This window comes from Rhodococcus sp. SORGH_AS_0301, from assembly GCF_030818285.1.
GTDB lineage: Bacteria > Actinomycetota > Actinomycetes > Mycobacteriales > Mycobacteriaceae > Rhodococcoides.
Map to the genome: position 1 here is coordinate 2670841 of NZ_JAUTAC010000002.1, position 19070 is coordinate 2689910.

Here is a 19070-nt window from a genome sequence, read left to right on the forward strand (position 1 = left end):
CCGTGTCGCGGACCTGTGTTTCCGACCCGGTCCAGAATAGAGCGAGGCCCCGGGGGCCGTCGCGCGACCGCCCCCCTTCACCTCGCGCCGGGTGTCGCCGTCACCTGATCGGCTCGAGCAACCGACGAGGTGCGCGGAGCGCGCGGGACACGGTGTTCGGCCGCGGGGTCGCGGTCACACCCGGCCCCGGCGACATGACGACCCGACCGGCAGCGGGCACGGTCCCGCACTGCGGGCAGCTGCCGTGATCGTCGAGCTCACCGCCGCACGGTTCGTGTCGGAACACCCGACGGGGGCCGTCCTGCGCGGGCACTGCTCGTTCACCCCACACCGTCAGCGCGTGCAGCGCGGGCCACAGGTCGACGAGGATCTCGGTGGGACGGTATTCCTCACGCCCACCGACTCGTTCCCTGCTCAGCAACCCGTTGTCCACCAGGGCCGACAGGCGCTGCGACAGCACTGCCTTCGACATGCCGAGGTGGTGCTGGAAGTCGGAGAACCGGCGCACACCGAACAGGGAGTCCCGCACGACGAGAAGTGTCCACCGCTCCCCCACGATCTCCAGGGCGCGAGCGAGCGAGCAGTCCTGCGCGGCGTAATCCGTTCCCATCGCCATGGCTCGAGCCTACCTCGAACGGTCTGTTGACCGAACCATATCGGCGGGTTACGGTTCGCTCACCGAACCGAAGGACGGGCATGACTCAGCAGCGATCCGCACCACCTCTCGCCCGTCCCCTGCCCGTCGCAGCGTTCGGGACCCTCCTCGCCCTGGCTGCGTTCACGTTTCCCCTGGCGACCATCGGCAGCACCGCCGCGACGCTCGGGAGCGACGCGTCGGGCAGAACCTGGATCCTGAGCTCGATGAGCATCGGCCTCAGTGCCGCGTTGCTGGTGTCCGGCGCACTCGCCGACGACATCGGCCGTCGCCGCACCTTCGTTCTCGGTCTCGTCGTCCTCGCCCTCGCGTCCGCTGTGTGCGCGGCCGCGCCGTCCACGCTCGTGTTCGTCCTCGCCCGCGTGGTCCAGGGCGTCGGCGCGGGCGCGGTGCTGGCGTCGAGTCTCGGCGTCATCGCGCACGCCTTCGAACCCGGCCCGCTGCGCGCCCGCGCCAGCGGCATCTGGGGCGCGGCCGTCGGCGCGGGCATCACCCTCGGGCCCCTGCTGTCCGCGACCTCGGATCGTCTCGCCACGTGGCGCGAGGGGTACTGGCTGCTCACCGCGCTGACACTCGTCGCCGCGGTCGTCGCAGGGCGCCTCCTCGCCGAATCCCGCACGGAGACACCGCGCGGGCTGGACCTGATCGGCGCCGTCGCCCTGTCCGGGGGTCTGTCGGCCCTCCTCGCCGCGCTCGTCGAGGGCCGTGCCGGGTGGACGCGACCCCTACCCCTCGTCCTGCTCGCCGTGGCCGCGCTGTTGCTCGCGGGTTTCGTTCTGCACGAACGCCGGACCGCGTCGCCCATGCTCGATCTCACGCTGCTGCGCCAACCCGCCTTCCTCGCCGCCACCGTCGCCGCACTCGCCACCGGAGCCGGGGTGATCGCGCTGATGTCGTACATGGCCGGATTCGTCGGCGCCGCATTCGGTCTGGACGCACTCCACAGCGCCTTCCTGCTCTTCGGCAGGTCGGCGACGAGCGTGATCACCGCCCTGCTCGCGCGGCGCATACCCGCGTCCGTCTCCGGCCGAACGCAACTGGCCCTGGGCCTCGTCGGCGTCGCCGTCGGGACGGGGCTGTTACTCGGACTGTCCGAGACGTCGTCGCCCCTGCGCCTCGTGCCGGGTCTCGTCCTGGCCGGCGCCGCGACAGGAATAGTCAACGCCGCCCTCGGCCGCGAGGCCGTCGCGAGCGTCCCAGCCGGGCGCGCCGCCATGGGAAGCGGGGCGAACAACACCGCGCGCTACCTCGGCTCGGCGATCGGCGTGACCGTGGTGTCGGTGGTGGTCCTGTCGGCCGGCACCGCGCCGTCCGCGGTGTTCGACGGCTGGAACCACGCCGTGATCGTCGTCATGGCGATCACCGCGCTGGGGGCCGCGGTCGTCGCGGCGACACGGCCGAGAGCCGCACGCTGACAGCGTCGTCGCGCGCCCTCAGAACGAGGTGCGCACCGCGGCCTCGACGCAGCCGGCGGCAGACTCGTCGCTCCAGTCGGACACCCAGTGACGAATCGAATCGATGATCGAGTTCCAGGTCATGGCCCGACGCTAGAGCCGCGCGGCGCGCGGAGACACAGTTCTGCTCGGCGTGATCGGAAAGGTCACGACGGTCGTGCGTCGACTCCCGTTCCCGGAACGGCGTTGCGCAGTTCCCTGGTGTACTCGTGCTGCGGTCGATCGAACACGTCCTCCGCCGACCCGGACTCGACCACTCGCCCGTTGCGCATCACCAGCACCGTGTCGCTGATCTGCCGCACGACCGCGAGATCGTGGGAGATGAACAGATAGCTCAGATCCAGCTCGTCCTGCAGCCGAGTGAGGAGTTCGAGAATCTGCGCCTGCACCGAGACGTCCAGTGCGGACACCGGTTCGTCGAGCACGAGCAACTCCGGGTGGAGAGCCAGCGCGCGGGCGATGGCGACCCGCTGGCGCTGCCCACCGGACAGCTCGGCGGGGCGCCTGTCGAGGTACTCCGGCGCCAGGGCGACCTGCTCGAGCAGTTCGGCCACCCGGGCGGGACGCGTGGAGCGTGATCCGAGCCCGAACGCGACGAGCGGTTCCGCCACGATGTCCCGCACGCGCAGTGCGGGATTCAGCGATGCGTACGGGTTCTGATACACGATCTGGAAGCGTCGCCTGAGGGTGCGCAACTCCCTGCCGCGTGCGGACGTGATGTCGTCGCCGTCGAAGACGACCGACCCCGCCGACGGGTTCTCGAGCCGTAGGGCGATGCGAGCGGTGGTGGACTTTCCCGAGCCGCTCTCCCCGACGATCGACACCGTCCGTCCGCGCTCGACGTCGAGCGACACCCCGTCCACCGCCGTCAGGTTCTGCCCACGACCGATGCGGAACGTCTTGGACACGTGTCTCAGCGACAACAGGACCGGCTGCGCCTCGCGCGTCGCACGCGGCAGCCGTACCGACGTCAGAGACGGCGCGGACGCGATCAGGCTTCTCGTGTAGTCGGCGGTCGGGTTCTCCAACACCTCTCGCGCCGGCCCGATCTCGACGATCTCACCGTCACGCATGACGGCGATCCGATCGGCGCGGTCGGCCGCGATCCCGAGGTCGTGCGTGATCAGCAGTACCGAGGTGCCGTGCTCGGCGATCCGATCCGCGAGGTGGTCGAGAATGCGGCGCTGCACGGTCACGTCCAGAGCGCTGGTCGGCTCGTCGGCGATCACCAGCTCCGGCTCGCACGCCAGCGCGACACCGATGAGCACGCGCTGACGCTGCCCGCCGGACAGGTCTTGCGGATACTGCCGAGCACGGAGCTCCGGATTGTCGATCCCCGCCTCGTCGAGTATCCGCACGGCCGCCGCCGCGGCGCTGCGCCGGTCGGCCCGGCCGTGGATGCGGAGCACCTCTGCGACCTGCTCCCCCACTCGCTTCACGGGATTGAGCGACGTGGTCGGGTCCTGCGGCACCAGACCGATGTGCGCACCGCGAAGCTTCTCCCACCGACGGTGTCCCGCGTCGTCGACACGGTCACCGTCGAACGTGACGGTGCCCCCGGTGACGGTGCCCGATCCGGCGAGCAGACCGATGATCGCCTGGGCCGTGGTCGTCTTGCCGCTGCCCGACTCGCCGACCAGGGCGAGCACTTCACCCCGCGCGATCTCGAAGTCGACACCCCGCACGGCCTCTGTCGCCCCGTACGACACGCGCAGACCGTCGACCCTGAGCAGGCTCGACCGGGTCGTTCCGCCGGCTCCACTCCTGCTGCTCATGCTCGATCACCCCGATCCAGCGCGTGGCCCACTCTGTGCGCCGACAGCACGACCGCCACGATGACGAGACCGGGCAGCGTGGTGAGCCACCAGGAGGTGGCGAGGAAGTTGCGCCCCTCCGACACGAGCGAACCCCATTCCGGTGTGGGCGGTACCGCTCCGAAACCGAGGAAACTGAGCGACGACACAGCGAGCACGGCCATGCCGAACTGCACTGCCGCCAGGGCGATCACGGGTGGGTACGCGTTCCGGAGAATGTGGGTCCACAGCACGGTGTGCCACCGCGAACCCGACGCGAAGGCGGCCTCCACGTACAGCGACCGCCTTACGCGCAGCACCTCGGACCGCATCACGCGCGCGAAGCTCGCGACGAGGGTGACACCGACCGCGATCGCGACGTTCACGGTTCCGAAACCGAGAGCGGTGACCAGGGCCAGGGCCAGCAGCAGAGTCGGGATGGACAACAGCACGTCGACGAGACGCATGAGCACCGCGTCGACGATTCCGCCGACAGCGCCTCCGATCAGGCCGAGAATCGATCCCGCCACGAGCGCGATGGCCACGGCCATCAGCGTCGCGCTGAGCGACAACCCGGCACCGTGCACGACCCGGGTCCAGACGTCGCGGCCGATGTTGTCGGTGCCGAACCAGTGAGCGGCGCTGGGTCCCTGCAACTTCTCCGCCGGGACGCCGCGCAAGGGATCCCCACTGGCGAAAAGAGACGGGACGATGGCGAACCCGATGGCGACGATCAGGACGGCCACCGACACCGCCACGCCGATCCTGCCGCCGACGGCCCGCGGGGTCACTCGCCGTCGACGGGACGTCGGCTCGGGCGAGACGCTCGCGTGGACCGTCTCACGTACCAGGACGTCAGACATGGGCCGGCTCCTTCGTGGGTCGGGTGGTGCGCTGGACGATCCGGGGATCGATCAGGGGGTACACGATGTCCACGGCCAGCGTGACGACCACGAACACCAGCGACGTGAGGACCACGATTCCCTGCACCACCGGGATGTCCTGCGCGAGAACCGATGTCTGCGTCAGTCGGCCCACGCCGGCCCGGGAGAACACGGTCTCGACGACCACCGAACCGGCCAACAGTTCGCCGACGAGGACGCCGGCGATGGTGAACGCCGGCACGCTGGCCAGGCGCAGCACGTGGCGAGTCTGGATCCGCCACCGGGACGCACCCTTCGCCTCGGCCGCGGTGGTGAACGGTTGCCGCCACGTCGTGGTCAGGCTGGTCGCGAGCACCTGCGCGATGACGGCCCCGGTCGGTACCGCCAGCGTGATCGCCGGCAGCACCAGCGATCCGAACCCGCGGTCGCCGAACGCCGGGAAGATCGGCAGCCCGAACGAGAACACCTGCAGGAGCAGGAGTCCCACCCAGAACGTCGGCACCGCGACGCCCAGCGGAGGGAGGGAGAGCAGCGCGGTACGCAACCATCGTGCGCGGGTGTAGGTAGCGAGAAAGGCGAGCCCCCCACCGACACCGACGGCGAGCATCAGCGCGAGACCGGCCAGGGCGAGGGTGCTCGGAACGGCGCCCAGGATCGCGGTGGTCACCGGCTGACCCGTGGAGATGGACGTGCCGAAGTCACCGCGGATCGCGCTGGTGAGCGATGTCCAGTACTGCTCGAGGACAGGCTTGTCCAGTCCGTACCGGGCCTGCAGCTCGGCGACCGCGGCCGCGTCCACCGGGGTGCCACTGCCGCCGCCGGAATCGACCGCGATGCTCACCGGATCGGAGGGCAGCAGGAACAGCACCACGAAGGAGATGGTGAACGCGGCCCACAGGACACCGATCGCCTGCAGGACGCGCAGGCCGAGGTAGCGAAGCATGTCAGCTCCTGCTCAACCAGGTGTCGAAGAACTGCAGCCGAGCAGACGCGTCGAACCTCTGGTCCTGCACCGCCGAGCTCGCGCCGACCGCCTGCGACAGTTCGACGGTCGGGATCCACAGTCCGTTGTCGAGCACCTGCTGCTGTGCGTTCGCCAGGTACTCGCCGCGCTGCGTCGTGTCCGTCGTGCGCAGCTGATCGGTCAACGAGGCATCCAGATCGGCGATCGGGCCACGCTGGTTGAGATTTCGGCCGTCCGCCGCGAACGACGTCCGCAGTATGTCGCCGTCGGCACGCGTGCTGTTGTAGTACGTCGCGTCGAAGTCACCGGCGTTCTGTCGTGCGATCGACTCGGGCACGGACGTCAGCTCGAGCCGGGCATCGACACCGACGTCCCGCAACTGCTGCTGCAGCAACTCGAGAATTGCCTGGTTGCCCGCGAACACTGCGCTGAACAGGATCGAGAAGCTGAGCCGCTGACCGTCCTTCTCGCGGATCCCGTCCGCGGCCGGTACCCAACCCGCACGGTCGAGCTCGGTCCGCGCCGCGTCGGCGTCGAAGGTCACGTCGGGCAACGACACGTAGCCGGGCGTCCTGCTCGCGAGAGTGCTGGTCGCCGGCAGGAAGTTCGGGCCGAGGACGGTGTCGACCAACTGCTGACGGTCGATCGCGGGGACGAGTGCGCGGCGCACGTCCGGGTCGGCCAGTACGCCTCGCGAGACATTGGGCGCTATACCGAAGGGTGTTCCGGGATTCGACGTCGTCAGCACTCGACCGCCGGTCGCCTCGATGGTCGGTGCGTCCTGCGGGAGCGCGTCGCTGACGGCGTCGAGCTGACCCGACGACAGGCTTCCGGTCCGGACGCCCGATTCCGGCACCACCGTGAACTCGATGCCGTCCAGGTAGGCCTCACCGGTGTGACCGAACGCCGGCGAACCCCAGGAATAGCCGGCTCGCCTGGCCACACTCACCGATCGATCCTGCTGGTAGTCGGTGTACGTGAACGGGCCACTGCCGATGTTTCCTCCCTGGCAGCGCTCCTCGGCGGACAGCGACGTGGTGGCATCGGCCTGCAGTCCCAGCTGTGAGGTCGCCGATGCCTGCAGGAACTGCGCATTGGGCGACGAGAAGGTCACCTGCGCGGTCCGCGGGTCGACCACGGTCGTCCCGACGTATCCCGCGAGATAGCTGGCGGCGAGCGGCGCCTTCGCCGCCCCGAGCGTGCCCACGATGGCGTCGAAGTTGTTCTTGACCGACTGCGCGGTGACCGGTGTGCCGTCGCTGAACGACACCCCGTCCTTCAGTGTGAACGTGAACGACGTCGCATCCGCGTCGGTCTCCCACTTCTCGGCGAGCCACGGCACGATCTCGCCAGTGTCGGGATCCTGATCGGTGAGTGAGTCGACCACGGCGCGCGTGACGTAGATCGTCTGGTTGGTCCCTGCCTGCGCGGGATCCGAGCACGTCGGCGCTGTGGAGAGTCCGTAGTTCAGGGTGCCTCCCGGCTGAGCGGGGCCGGCGTCGGCGCCCGCCGAACCAGCAGCGCCGCCGCAGGCGGTGAGGGCCGTGGTCAGGGCGACGAGGCCGATCGCGGCACTGACGGCGGGTGTCCGTTGATGGCGGTCGATCACTGGGTCAACTCCAAGAGGTGTGTGTGCAGGAACGAAGAACGGGGGTCAGTTGGTGGGTCGAGTCGTCTTCCGGAACGCACGGGGCACGCCCTCGGCCGGCGGGGCCACCGGGTCGAACAGCGGTGTGTACCCCGCCGCCAGATACAGGCCGACAGCCTCCGGTTGGCGCCACCCGGTGGTGAGGTGGATGCTCTCGTAGTTTCGGACAGCGATCTCCGATTCGAGTTCGGTGAGAACGCGCCGAGCGAGTCCTCGTCGGCGGTGCGATGCGGACGTCCAGATGCGCTTCAGTTCGGCGGTCTGCTCGTCGTGACGCCGAAACGCCCCGCCGGCAACAGGTTCACCGTTCTCGAGGAGCACGATCAGCCCGCCGTGCGGCGGCGCGAAGTCCTCTGCCGGATGGGTGGACAGAGCCGAGTACATCTGGTCGGCGGTCCCGCCGTAGCGGGTGCTGTATTCGATCGCCAGCTCCGCGAGCAGGGGTCGTGCCAGCGGATCGCCCTGGTCGACTCGCGCGACCTCGAGCTGCGGGCGATCGCTGCCGGCCACGGGTGCTCCTTGTCGGACCGAGGTCACTTCTTCGGGAGCCCGGGTGGATTGATCTCCGAGGCCGACACGGCCTCGCCGCCGAGCCCCCACTTGTCCAGCACCTGCTGGTAGGTCCCGTTCTCGATGGTGTGATCGATGGCCTCCGCGAACGCCTCGGCGAGCCCGCTGTCCTTCTTCACCAGGACGGCGATCTCACCCTGGAGCGCCTCGCCCGCACCGGAGAAGGTGCCGATGATCTTCGACTCCCCTGTGCTCGACGAGTGGTACTGCGCGGACGGATTGGGTCCGAGGTACCCGTCGATGCGCTTCGAGGACAGGGCGAGGTAGTAGTCGGCGGCGTTCTGGTAGTAGACGATCTCGGCGGGCGCGATGCCCTCCGCCCCGTTCTGCGTGTTCCAGTCGACGAGCAGTTGTTCCTGGTTGGTACCGGACGAGACACCGATCTTCTTGCCGGCGATGTCCTTGCGGTCGGTGAACGTCCAGTCGGAGTCCGTCGGAACCTCGAGGGCGACGTTGTCGAGGCGGTAGGTGGCGAAGTCGTACTTCTCCTTGCGCTCCTCCGTGACCGTCACGTTCGAGATGAAGGCGTCGTTCTCGCCCGAATCGATCTTCACGAAGTTCTGGGCCCAGTCCGCGGTGCGGCGGTCGACCGAGAGACCGAGGACGTCGGCGAAGAGGCTCGCGAGATCGATCTCGGATCCGACGACGGTGGTGTCGTCGGTGGCATAGAAGCCGAGAGGCGGAGTCGCACCCGCTGTTCCGGTGACGACGAGGGTTCCGCGATCACGGATTGCCTGCGGCACCTTCGCCGCGATGTCGTCCACCTTCTCGGTGTGGATGCGCCCGGACTGCTCGGGCGAGAGATCATAGGAGACACCGGCTTCGGACACCACGGTGTTCTCGGCTGCGGGTTCGCCGCACGCGGACGCGACGAGCGCGAGGACGGCGACGGAGGACAGGACCGACGCGAGGCGACGGGACGATCGAGACATGGGAGAGGTCACTTTCGGGAGAGGTGTGCGTGGGAATCAGAGAACCCGGGAGAGGAACTCTCGAGTGCGACTGTGGGTCGGGGTGTCGAACACCTCTGCAGGAGAACCCTGTTCGAGGACGACGCCGCCGTCCATGAACACCACGGTGTCGGCGACCTCGCGTGCGAAGCCGATCTCGTGCGTGACGATGACGAGCGTCGCGCCGTCTGCGGCGAGACCGCGGATGACATCGAGCACCTCGCCCACCAGCTCGGGATCGAGTGCCGACGTGGGTTCGTCGAACAGGATCACCTTCGGGCGCAGCGCCAGCGCCCGGGCGATCGCGACGCGTTGCTGTTGTCCGCCGGACAACCGCCGCGGGTAGTCGTGCGCCTTGTCACCGACACCGACCCGCGACAGGAGTGCGAGAGCCTCGGGTTCCACCTCCGACCGCGGACGTCGCTGTGCGGACACGGGTGCCTCGACCACGTTCTCGAGCACCGTGAGATGCGGGAACAGGGTGAAGTTCTGGAAGACGAAGCCGATCTGCGAGCGCTGGCGCCGAATCTCCTTCGGCGTCAGTTCGTGCAGTTTCCGCCCTCTGCGGCGGTATCCCACGAGGGCACCGTCCACTCGGACGGATCCGGCGTCGACCTTCTCGAGGTGGTTCACCGTGCGCAGCAGAGTGGACTTGCCCGACCCGGAGGGTCCGAGAACGGCCGCGACCTCCCCCGGCCGCACGGTCAGGTCCACGCCTTTCAGGACCTCGAGAGCACCGTAGGACTTGTGCACTCCCCGTACCTCGACCGCATACCGCGCAGTCTCGATCTCGGCGGTCATCGAGTTGCTCCCCTCGGTGACAGCGGCAGCGCAGCGATGCGCGAACGCAACTTCTGGATCGGCGTGAGCGGCACCGTGCGCAGTGCGCCCTTGGAGTAGTGCCGCTCGACGTAGAACTGCACCACGGACAGGACGGACGTCAGAATCACGTACCAGACCGTCGCGACCATGAGCATCGGGACGACGCGGCCGGTCCGTCCGTAGATCACCTGGACCTGATAGAACAGCTCGGCGATGGCCATGACCGAGACGATCGAGGTGCCCTTGAAGAGACTGATCACCTCGTTGGCCGCGTTGGGGAGGATTCCCCTCATGGCCTGCGGCAGCACGATCGCGAAGAATTCGCGTCGCTTCGGGATCCCCAGCGCCGCAGCGGCTTCGAGCTGCCCCTGATCGACCGAGATGATGCCGGCGCGCACGATCTCCGCCGAGTACGCCGCCTGATGCAGGGCCAGACCGATGATCGCCGCCGTGGACCCGCTGATGACACTGTTGACGTCGAACTCGACGAAGCTCGGTCCGAACGGAATGCCCAGGGACAACCGCTGATACAGGTAGGCGATGTTGAACCAGAACAGCAGTTGCACGATCAGCGGGATCGACCGGAACGCCCAGATGTAGAACCAGGAGATGATCTGCAGGACCGGGTTCTGCGACAACCGCGCCGCCGCGAGAGCGATGCCGAGTGCGAACCCGATGAGGGTGCCCCAGAAGGTCAGCTGGATCGTGAGCCACAGAGCAGTGACGACGGACCGCGCCGTGAAGTACTGAGCGAAGGTGCCCCAGTCCCAGCCGGCGTTGGTGACCAGCCCGTGGACGAACTGTGCGAGAAGGACCAGGGTCGCGACGGCGATGATCCACCGCCACGGGTGCACCGTGCGTGCGACGACGAGGTCGTGATCCGAGACGTCACCGGCGTCGGTGGCGACCGGTCGATCGTGGAGTTGAGTCACCGGCTGCACCGGTGCGTGAGGGCAGCGAACATCGCTGTGCCTTTCGAGAGGACGAAGTGAGGGACCCGGTCAGCGCCGCGTACAGGCGCAGCAGCACTCTCGACACGACTCGAGGTGCAGGCGAAGGACGTGCGGGCGTCGGCTCGTCACAGTGTTCATCGGCGGATCTCCTCCATCGGTCCTGGCGGTAGCACCCACACACTCGAACTCGAGGCGGGTTGCTGCGACGTCGACGAGCCAGGTCTCTCGGTCGCTCTGGATGGTGAGGAAAATGTAGCGCCGACGTCTCGAGACGTCAAATCGCGCAACAGTTTTCGGCTCCGTCGAGTTCGAATCAGGATGACCGGAAAGGGTGACAACCGCACCGACCGCGTGTTCGCGGTGGTCACGCGCCCGAGGTCTCACGGCCAGACGTGCGCCGGATCGCCGCGACGGAACCGTCCCGGTCGGTACATTCACGGGGTACACGGTGGAGGTCAGCCGACGACGGATCACCGGTGACGGGGACCGGGGTGCTCGCGTGACGCCACACATCGACAGAGCGCACCGCGGCGCGCGGACGTCGCTCACCGAGTCGCCTCTCGAGACACCCGCACGGCAGGTGCTCGACATCCGGTCGATCGCGATGGGAGCGGCGATCACCGGTTCCGCCCTGTCACTGGGAGCGGGCTGGGTGGTGCCCGGTCTGTTCTTCCCCGGCATCGCCCCGATGCTCGCCACCGCTCTCGCCGTCGCTGCGGCCGTGGTGGGAGCCGGCATCATCTGGCGCTCGGGGCGGCTGACCGAACGCCAGTTCGTCGCCATGGGCATGGTGATGCTGTGCGGTACGCACGTTCTCCGCGGTGGCGGTGACCGATCCGGCGGGTTCCCTCGCGATCGCCGCGCTGCTCACCATCGTCCCGGTGCTCTCCGCGGCCGCGTCGCCGCCCGCGATCGCGTGGTCGTTCACCGTGGCTGCCGGTGGAGCCGCCGTCGTGGTGTCATTCGCCTCGGCAGGATCTGCGGCCATCGCGTTCATCAGTGCCGGCGCGTCCCTGACCATCGTCGTCGTCCCCGTCGTGTTGGTGTGGGGCCTGCGGCGGTCGATGGTGCGGGTGAGTCACCGATTCGACGTGCTCGCACGCACGGACGTCCTGACCGGCCTGTTGAACCGCCGGGGCGTACTCCCCCGTCTGACGGAACTGCTGGGTGCCGCGGCGTCGCGGCACGAATCGGTCACCACCCTCGTCATCGACATCGACAACTTCAAGGCCGTCAACGACACCCACGGACACACCCACGGTGATCGGACGCTGCAGTCCGTCGCGCGAGCGGTGGTGCTGGCGACTCCGGCGGGCGCCGTCGTCTCTCGTCTCGGCGGCGAGGAGTTCCTGGTCGTCGCCCGCGGTGCGCGTACGGCCGATCTCGCGGACCGTGTCCTGCGATCGGTGCGCACACGGTGCTCGGTGACGGTGAGCATCGGCACCACGACGGCCGTGGCCACGGCTCCCGACAGCGCCGCGCTCGCCCTCGGCGACGTGGAGTCGACGCTCGACTCTTTCATCTCCCGCGCGGACGATGCGATGTACCGGGCGAAGCGTCTCGGTCGTGACCGCGTCGAGCACGGCGACACGACTCGGTTCCACCCGCCGTCACTGCTGCGAGCACGGTCGTCTGAGCACCTCCGGTCCCGTCGACGGCAGGCTGTGCAGAGACGCGCGCGCACCGAGGCCGCCGCGGCGGTCGCTGCCACCCTCGTCGCGCTCCAGACCCGCGGATTCGGGCCGGAACACACGGCCGTCCGACTCGCGATGCTGTCTCGGCGCCTCGAGACGGAGATCGACGTGGCGACGACGTCCCGTTCGGATCGATACTCCGCGGCACTGCGCTCCGCGGCCGCGCTCGATCAGAGCATCGGCATGGCGATGGAACACCTCGCGGTGGACCGGGACACCGCGGCGGCACTCCTGCAGTCGGCCGCGCACGCCGAGGGAACCTCACTCGGCGCACTGTGTCGAGCGCTGGCGTCACTGGCGGACGAGAACCCGGCGGAGGCCGCGAGGTATCTCACCGCGACAGCCCGAGAATCACCGTGAGCGCAACTCTGTCCCGACAGGTCCGGGTTTCCCGACGTGGGACTCACTGCGGATGTGGGCGAGTGGTGAGACAACGGCCTGCACAGCCGTGCACACGGGTTCGATTCCCGTCATTCGCTCCACGGGGCGCTCAGCGATCGGCGATCACCGTCGCGATGTTGCGTTCGGCGAGCGCCGCGATGGTGAGCGACGGATTGACTCTGCCGGTGCTGCCCGGGATCAGCGCTCCGTCGACGACGTGCAACCGGTCGTGGCCGAGGACGCGGCCGTGCGCGTCGGTGGCTCGGCCCAGCACCACCCCTCCCAACGGGTGCGCCGTGAACGAGGTGTTCACGTCCGGAACCCGCAGGGGCGGATACCCCACACCGATTCCGGAGCGCTCCGCGATGCGGTCGTGCACCGGTCGCAGGGCGTCCGAGACGGCGATGTTGCCGGCCTCCGGCCAGTCGAGCCGTACCGACCGCGTCGACTCGTCCCACACGAACCGCCCTCTCGTCGGGTCCATGACCATGCCCAACGAGCCGATCAGCGTCAGATCGACGGGCGATCCGGGGACGAACCAGTTCTCGAGGGTGAGCGGGGCGCCCGAGTCGTCGGAGATCCTCGACGCCGAGGGCGACGCCTGCACGATGCCGTTGCCCTCCGGGCTCATGCCGCGGACGAGTGCCGCGTCACCATTGGTGCCCCATCCCTCACCGACGTGTTCGTTCAGGTCGGGGAGCAGTCCGGTGTCGCGGGCATGCACGAGAAGCCGCGACGTTCCCATCGACCCGGCTCCCAGGAACAGGTCGTCGCAGGTCACCGTGCGGGTGGAGAGGACCTCGGCGGACGGGTCGAGCAGATCCACGGTCAGCGAATAGCGACCGTCCGCCTCCCTGGTCACGGCGGTGACCTCGTGACGCGCATGGATCGTGCACCGGCCAGTGGCGCGAGCAGCGGCCAGATAGTTGCGGTTGAGGTCGAACTTGGCGCCGTTGGAGTTGCCGAGATTCGACTCCCCGATGATCGCGGACGGACGGGACCGACCGGCCATCTCTCCGCGCACCACGTCCCAGTCCCAGATACCGTCGATGCGCTGTGGTGTGTACCCGGCGCGGCGGACCTGGTGATCCCACACCCGTGAATGCGTGAACGGCAGCGACTGATAGACGTCCTCCGGCATCGGTGCGAGCCGCAGCTCGGAACGGACGAGCGGGTAGTTCAGCGCCTGCATCTCGTCGTACGAGACGAGCCCGGTGAAGAGCTGGTCGAAGAACCGTCGTTCGGGGGCGATCATCACGCCGGTGAACACCAACGAACCACCGCCGACCGCGGCTCCGGACCACACGTCGATGGTGCCGTGTTCACTCACGTCGAAGATGCCGCCGAAGCGGTCGGTGGGAACCGTGGGCAGTCCGGTCAGCGGAGCAGTGCCACCGCGACGCCAGAACGCGCGCCCGTCCGGCAGGAAGTCGTTGGCGAAGATCTGTCGACGCGGATCCGTGGGCCACTGCGACCCGCGCTCCAGGACGGTGACGCGAACGCCGGCCTCGGCGAGGCGCCGCGCGGTGACCGCGGCACCGAAGCCCGATCCGACCACCACGGCCTCCGAATGCGCCGGCGCCGGATCGATCGGTGCGTAGAGCTCGGGCACCGCCGACCGGTACAGACCGTCGAGTATCGGAGCCGCGCGGGACACCGCTCCCGGTCCCGTCGACCCGATCAGGCCCGCGACGCCCATCGCGCCCAGGAACTGTCTTCTCGACCACTGCATGTCGACGCTTCTCTCCACCCGGTGCAGGTGATCGCGGGCGTCGCGGACGGGCAGCGGATGCGCTGAAGCTTCCTTACTCGCCGGTAAGTTGTCCACTTCGCCCGGCTCGATGAGAGGCGATCGGCCGTGACGTCGACGAGTGCGCCGCACCACTCGAGCTGTTCCGGCGCCCGCGCGCTGCGCACGGCGTTCCGCGCACGGTGCAGCGCGCGCTCGGCACCGGGCGGTGCGCTCGGCGCCTCGTAGCGGACCAGTGCGCCGCGCCACTCGGCCCCACTGGTTGCTCCGTTGCCCCCATGGGTAGCCCATGCAGGATCGAGACACGATCACCGATCGGAGGCATCACACACATGGCAGCACGAAGTCCGGGCACGGCGCTCGTCGTCGGAGCCACCGGCATCTCGGGGCAGACCATCTGTCGACGACTCGTCGACGCGGGGTGGCGCACCTACGGGTTGTCGCGCAAGACCGAGTTGCCGGTCGACGGCGTGACACCCGTGACGGCCGACCTTCTCGACGCCGATGCGCTGAGTGAGGCACTGCGCGGAACGGCGCCCGACCTCGTGTTCTTCACGGCGTGGATGATGCAGGACTCGGAGGCGGAGAACATCGAGGTGAACACCGCCACCCTCCGGAACACGTTCGACGCGCTGGCGCCGGAGAACTCGGTGAAGCACGTCGCTCTCATGACGGGTCTGAAGCACTACCTCGGCCCGTTCGACGCCTACGGCGCCGCGGTGACGGCGGAGACCCCGTTCCACGAGAGCGAGGAGCGCCTCGACACACCGAACTTCTACTACGCCCAGGAGGACGAGTTGTTCTCGGGCGCAGAGCGACTGGGCTTCACCTGGAGCGTGCACCGGGCACACACCATCTTCGGGTTCGCCGTGGGCAACGCCATGAACATGGCACTCACCCTGTCGGTGTACGCCACTCTCTGCAAGGAGACCGGCGAGCCGTTCGTCTTCCCCGGTTCGGAGACCCAGTGGAACGGTCTGACCGATGTCACCGATGCCGATCTGCTCGCCGAGCAGATGATCTGGGCCGCCACGAACGAGAACGGCGCCGACGAGCCATTCAATGTCGCGAACGGCGACGTGTTCCGTTGGCGATGGCTGTGGCCGCGCATCGCCGACCATTTCGGTGTCGAACCCGTCGGTTTCGACACCGAACCACGACCGTTGGCGACGCGAATGGACGATGCACCCGACGCGTGGCGGCGCATCGCCGAGAAGTACGACCTCGTCGAGTCGGACGTGACTCGACTCGCATCGTGGTGGCACACCGACGGCGACCTCGGCCGCGACATGGAGTGCCTGACCGACATGACGAAGAGCCGCAAGGCGGGGTTCCTCGGATTCCGCTCGACCAGTGAGAGTTTCGCGGAGAACCTCGCTCGGTACCGGGACGCGCGGATCATTCCTCGCTGACGTCGGACGCAACGGCCGGGCGGGTGGACCCGCCCGGCCGTCGGCGTCAGGACGCGATCGAGAGGCTCTTCAGAATGTTCAGGAAATCGGTCAGAGGCAGCAGATCTCCGAACGAGAAATTGAGGAAGCTGAGGCCGTTGAGAATGCTGAGCATGATGTCTCCCGAGTGAGTGATGTCGCGATTGTTTCGCGCACACAGATCATGAAGGACCCGTCGTCACGGACGACGATGAACGGTGTGGTGACCTGTCACTGACTTGGTCGTGCTCACAGACAACGCCCCGAAACGGTGTCAATTTCGAGAACATCATCAGCGAGCGAGAGCGGTCACCTCGTCCGCGACGATGCGCCCCAACTCGTCGGTCCCCGACGTTCCGCCCATGTCCGCGGTGAGCGCGGCGCCGCCCCGTGCCAACACGTTCTCGACCGCGGTCAGGACCGTGCGCGCGGCATCGGGTTCGCCGAGGTGATCGAGCATCATGCTGCCGCTCCAGATCTGTCCGATCGGATTGGCGACGTTCTTGCCCGCGATACCCGGTGCCGATCCGTGCACCGGCTCGAACAGACTGGGAAAGAGCCCCTCCGGGTTGATGTTTCCACTCGGGGCGATGCCGATGGTGCCCGCGATCGCCGGTCCGAGATCGGACAGGATGTCCCCGAACAGATTGCTCGCGACGACCACGTCGAACCAGTCCGGGTGCAGCACGAAGTTCGCCGTGAGGATGTCGATGTGATAGCTGTCGACGTCCACCGTGGGGTGATGCGACGCCATGGCGGCGACCCGCTCGTCCCAGTACGGCATCGAGATGGAGATGCCGTTGCTCTTGGTCGCGGACGTCAGGTGGCGTTTCGGCCTGGTCTCGGCGAGTTCGAAGGCGTACTTCAGGATTCGGTCGACGCCGATGCGCGACATGACCGTCTCCTGGATCACCGTCTCACGCTCGGTCCCCGCGAACATCCGGCCGCCGAGATCGGTGTACTCCCCCTCGGTGTTCTCCCGCACCACGTAGAAGTCGATGTCGCCGACCTCGCGTCCCGCGAGCGGGCTGGTGACGCCCGGCATGAGCCGGATGGGCCGCAGATTCACGTACTGGTCGAAGTGACGTCGGAACTGGAGCAGACTGCCCCACAACGAGATGTGGTCCGGCACCACCTCCGGCCAGCCCACCGCTCCGAAGAAGATCGCGTCGAACGGTCGGATTTCCTCGAACCAGCCGTCGGGAAGCATCTTTCCGTGCTCGACGTAGTAGTCGGCGCTGGCGTAGTCGAAGTACTCGTACTCGAGGTCGAGGTCGAACGCCGCCGCCGCGGCGTCCAGTACTTCGATACCGGCGGGAACCACCTCCTTGCCGATGCCGTCACCCGGGATCACTGCGATGCGTCTGGTAGCCATCGTTCGAGCCTAGTCGGGACGAAACCTTGACACTCGCTGACAGAACTGTCTAGGTTCTGAGCACCCGGCATCGAGATCGGGTGTTCGCCGGGGGGTGCCCACAGGTATCGGCGGACTCCACGAACGATCCGGGGGAAGCCGCATGTCACCGTTCACTCGCCGCACGTTCCTCTCCGGCGCCGCCGCGGCCGGCGGTGCGCTGATCGCCGGCAACCATGCCGCCCGCGCCTCTGCTCACGGCATCGCCGCACGCACACAACGAGTTCCGCTCTCCCGCGAGGATCACCGCGTGGTGATCGTCGGCTCCGGGTTCGGCGGCGGCGTCGCCGCACTGCGCCTCGCACAGGCAGGCGTTCCGGTGACCGTGCTCGAGCGCGGTCTGCGATGGCCGACCGGTCCGAACGCCGAGACCTTTCCGCACGCTCGCTCACCCGACGGTCGTTTCCTCTGGTACGGATCCGCGAAGAACGTGTTCGGACGTCCGATCGACGTCCCGGCGTACACCGGCCTCGTCGAGGCGGTTCCCGGCGAGAACATGACCGCGCTGTGTGCGGCCGGGGTCGGCGGCGGGTCCCTCGTCTATCAGGGGATGACGCTGCAGCCGGCCGAGGCGGTGTTCGCGTCGCAGTTCCCCGGCGCACTGGACTGGGGCCTGCTCGATCACGTCCATTACCCGCGGGTCGCCCGGATGCTGCACCTCGCGGTCGCGCCCGACGAGTTGGTCGACAGCCCCAATTACGCTGCACCACGAGCATTCCGGGACAGTGCACGACGACTCGGACTCCCCGTGTCGAAGATCCCGATGCCCATCGACTGGAACTTCGCGCTCGACGAACTTCGTGGCGAAATGGCCCCGTCCTACACCAACGGCGACGGCGCCATCGGCGTCAACAACGGCGGCAAGTTCTCCGTGGACGTCACGTACATCGCCGAGGCGGAGGCGACCGGGCTGGCGACGGTACAGACCCTGCACCAGGTCACCGACGTCGAACGGGCGTCCGACGGCCGGTGGACGGTCTACGTCGACCGCATCGACACCTCGGGGGCGGTCGTGGAGAACAAGATCCTCACCACGCCGACCCTGATCATGGCTGCGGGCAGCATGAACACCACGCGACTGCTGATGCGGGCGGCAGCGTCCGGCCGGATCCCGGACATGCCGGACGCGCTCGGCGACGGCTGGGGCACCAACGCGGACAGGATCTACTCGTGGACGACGTTCGACCAGGACTTCGGACCCGCACAGGGCGGCCCGGTGGTCTTCGGCAGTCTCGACTGGGCGGACCCGTCCCGCGCGATGACGGTCATCCAGGCGTCGTTCCCCCCTCTCGGGGTGGATGCCCGAACCACCGTTCTGGTCGGCTACGGCGTCAGCGACGCCCGTGGGCGTTTCGTCTACGACGGTGCGCGGGACGATGCGATCCTGCGGTGGCCGCACGAGGGGGATGCGGCCATCCAGAGTCACATCGACCCGCGTGTGCGCGCGATCGCCGGACCGAACAGCCTCGTCGTGGACACCAACGCGGTGTTCCCGTCCACCTGGCACCCGCTCGGCGGGGCCAACATGGGAACGGTCTGTGATCTGGAGGGTCGAGTCCAGGGACAGCGCGGCCTCTACGTTCTCGACGGCGCCCTGATCCCGGGCAACTGCGCCGCCTGCAATCCGTCGATGACCATCGCCGCAGTCGCGGAGCACGCTCTCGACAGCATCGTGGCCTCCGACGTCGGCACCGTCATCTGAGTCGCT

Annotated in this window: 15 protein-coding genes, 1 tRNA gene and 1 riboswitch; of the genes, 5 read left to right on the top strand and 11 right to left on the bottom strand. The window is 68.2% G+C overall.

Features of this window, described 5'->3' with window-relative positions:
* Positions 1 to 100 precede the first annotated feature (100 nt).
* On the bottom strand, positions 101 to 616 hold the full coding sequence (locus QE397_RS13110; protein ID WP_307095201.1) for a helix-turn-helix domain-containing protein: 516 nt from the start codon (positions 614 to 616) through the stop codon (positions 101 to 103).
* Positions 617 to 696: 80 nt separating this feature from the next.
* Between QE397_RS13110 and QE397_RS13115 the strand changes: the two genes are divergently transcribed.
* Positions 697 to 2070 carry an MFS transporter gene (locus QE397_RS13115; RefSeq protein WP_307095203.1) on the top strand — a complete coding sequence of 458 codons (1374 nt, stop codon included), beginning with the start codon at positions 697 to 699 and terminating at the stop codon, positions 2068 to 2070.
* 185 nt (positions 2071 to 2255) lie between these two features.
* Here the strand turns inward: QE397_RS13115 and QE397_RS13120 are convergent, their stop codons facing one another.
* Genes QE397_RS13120 through QE397_RS13155 form a run of 8 tightly spaced genes read right to left on the bottom strand, consistent with a single transcriptional unit; the run spans position 2256 to position 10672 of the window.
* The gene (locus QE397_RS13120) at positions 2256 to 3884 is read right to left on the bottom strand and encodes an ABC transporter ATP-binding protein (RefSeq protein WP_307095207.1); all 1629 of its coding nucleotides are present in this window, start codon (positions 3882 to 3884) and stop codon (positions 2256 to 2258) included.
* Complete coding sequence (locus QE397_RS13125) at positions 3881 to 4765, bottom strand: ABC transporter permease (RefSeq protein WP_222627539.1); 885 nt, start codon at positions 4763 to 4765, stop codon at positions 3881 to 3883. Before QE397_RS13125 ends, QE397_RS13120 begins: the two co-directional genes overlap by 4 nt.
* Positions 4758 to 5729, bottom strand: a complete 972-nt coding sequence (locus QE397_RS13130) for an ABC transporter permease (protein WP_222638255.1) — start codon at positions 5727 to 5729, stop codon at positions 4758 to 4760. The genes QE397_RS13125 and QE397_RS13130 overlap by 8 nt, the downstream gene beginning before the upstream one ends.
* Position 5730: 1 nt before the next feature.
* On the bottom strand, positions 5731 to 7359 hold the full coding sequence (locus tag QE397_RS13135; RefSeq protein WP_285188266.1) for an ABC transporter substrate-binding protein: 1629 nt from the start codon (positions 7357 to 7359) through the stop codon (positions 5731 to 5733).
* Positions 7360 to 7404: 45 nt separating this feature from the next.
* Positions 7405 to 7908, bottom strand: coding sequence for a GNAT family N-acetyltransferase (locus QE397_RS13140; protein WP_051612945.1), 504 nt, complete (start codon positions 7906 to 7908; stop codon positions 7405 to 7407).
* Positions 7909 to 7931: 23 nt separating this feature from the next.
* The gene (locus tag QE397_RS13145; protein ID WP_307095211.1) at positions 7932 to 8900 is read right to left on the bottom strand and encodes an ABC transporter substrate-binding protein; all 969 of its coding nucleotides are present in this window, start codon (positions 8898 to 8900) and stop codon (positions 7932 to 7934) included.
* A 36-nt stretch (positions 8901 to 8936) separates the two neighbouring features.
* The gene (locus tag QE397_RS13150) at positions 8937 to 9719 is read right to left on the bottom strand and encodes an amino acid ABC transporter ATP-binding protein (protein WP_307095213.1); all 783 of its coding nucleotides are present in this window, start codon (positions 9717 to 9719) and stop codon (positions 8937 to 8939) included.
* On the bottom strand, positions 9716 to 10672 hold the full coding sequence (locus tag QE397_RS13155) for an amino acid ABC transporter permease (RefSeq protein WP_231476123.1): 957 nt from the start codon (positions 10670 to 10672) through the stop codon (positions 9716 to 9718). Before QE397_RS13155 ends, QE397_RS13150 begins: the two co-directional genes overlap by 4 nt.
* A 169-nt stretch (positions 10673 to 10841) precedes the next feature.
* A riboswitch (SAM riboswitch) is annotated at positions 10842 to 10938 on the bottom strand.
* A gap of 582 nt (positions 10939 to 11520) precedes the next feature.
* On the opposite strand from QE397_RS13155, the gene QE397_RS13160 reads away from it, so the two are divergent.
* Both QE397_RS13160 and QE397_RS13165 read left to right on the top strand, forming a co-directional pair.
* Positions 11521 to 12747 carry a GGDEF domain-containing protein gene (locus QE397_RS13160; protein ID WP_307095215.1) on the top strand — a complete coding sequence of 409 codons (1227 nt, stop codon included), beginning with the start codon at positions 11521 to 11523 and terminating at the stop codon, positions 12745 to 12747.
* Between the two features lie 48 nt (positions 12748 to 12795).
* Positions 12796 to 12869: transfer RNA gene (locus QE397_RS13165), tRNA-Cys, on the top strand.
* 8 nt (positions 12870 to 12877) lie between these two features.
* On the opposite strand, the gene QE397_RS13170 is transcribed toward QE397_RS13165, so the two are convergent.
* A complete protein-coding gene (locus QE397_RS13170; RefSeq protein WP_307095217.1) occupies positions 12878 to 14500 on the bottom strand; it encodes a GMC oxidoreductase in 1623 nt (540 codons plus the stop codon).
* Positions 14501 to 14850: 350 nt separating this feature from the next.
* Here QE397_RS13170 and QE397_RS13175 point away from each other — a divergent pair, with 350 nt between their 5' ends.
* The gene (locus QE397_RS13175) at positions 14851 to 15930 is read left to right on the top strand and encodes an SDR family oxidoreductase (RefSeq protein ID WP_056447203.1); all 1080 of its coding nucleotides are present in this window, start codon (positions 14851 to 14853) and stop codon (positions 15928 to 15930) included.
* A gap of 310 nt (positions 15931 to 16240) precedes the next feature.
* Here the strand turns inward: QE397_RS13175 and QE397_RS13180 are convergent, their stop codons facing one another.
* Positions 16241 to 17323 (bottom strand): tartrate dehydrogenase, encoded by a 1083-nt coding sequence (locus tag QE397_RS13180; protein ID WP_307095219.1) that lies wholly within the window; start codon positions 17321 to 17323, stop codon positions 16241 to 16243.
* Positions 17324 to 17465: 142 nt separating this feature from the next.
* On the opposite strand from QE397_RS13180, the gene QE397_RS13185 reads away from it, so the two are divergent.
* Positions 17466 to 19064: a GMC oxidoreductase gene (locus tag QE397_RS13185; RefSeq protein WP_307095221.1), complete on the top strand. Its 1599-nt coding sequence runs from the start codon at positions 17466 to 17468 to the stop codon at positions 19062 to 19064.
* Positions 19065 to 19070: the final 6 nt, after the last annotated feature.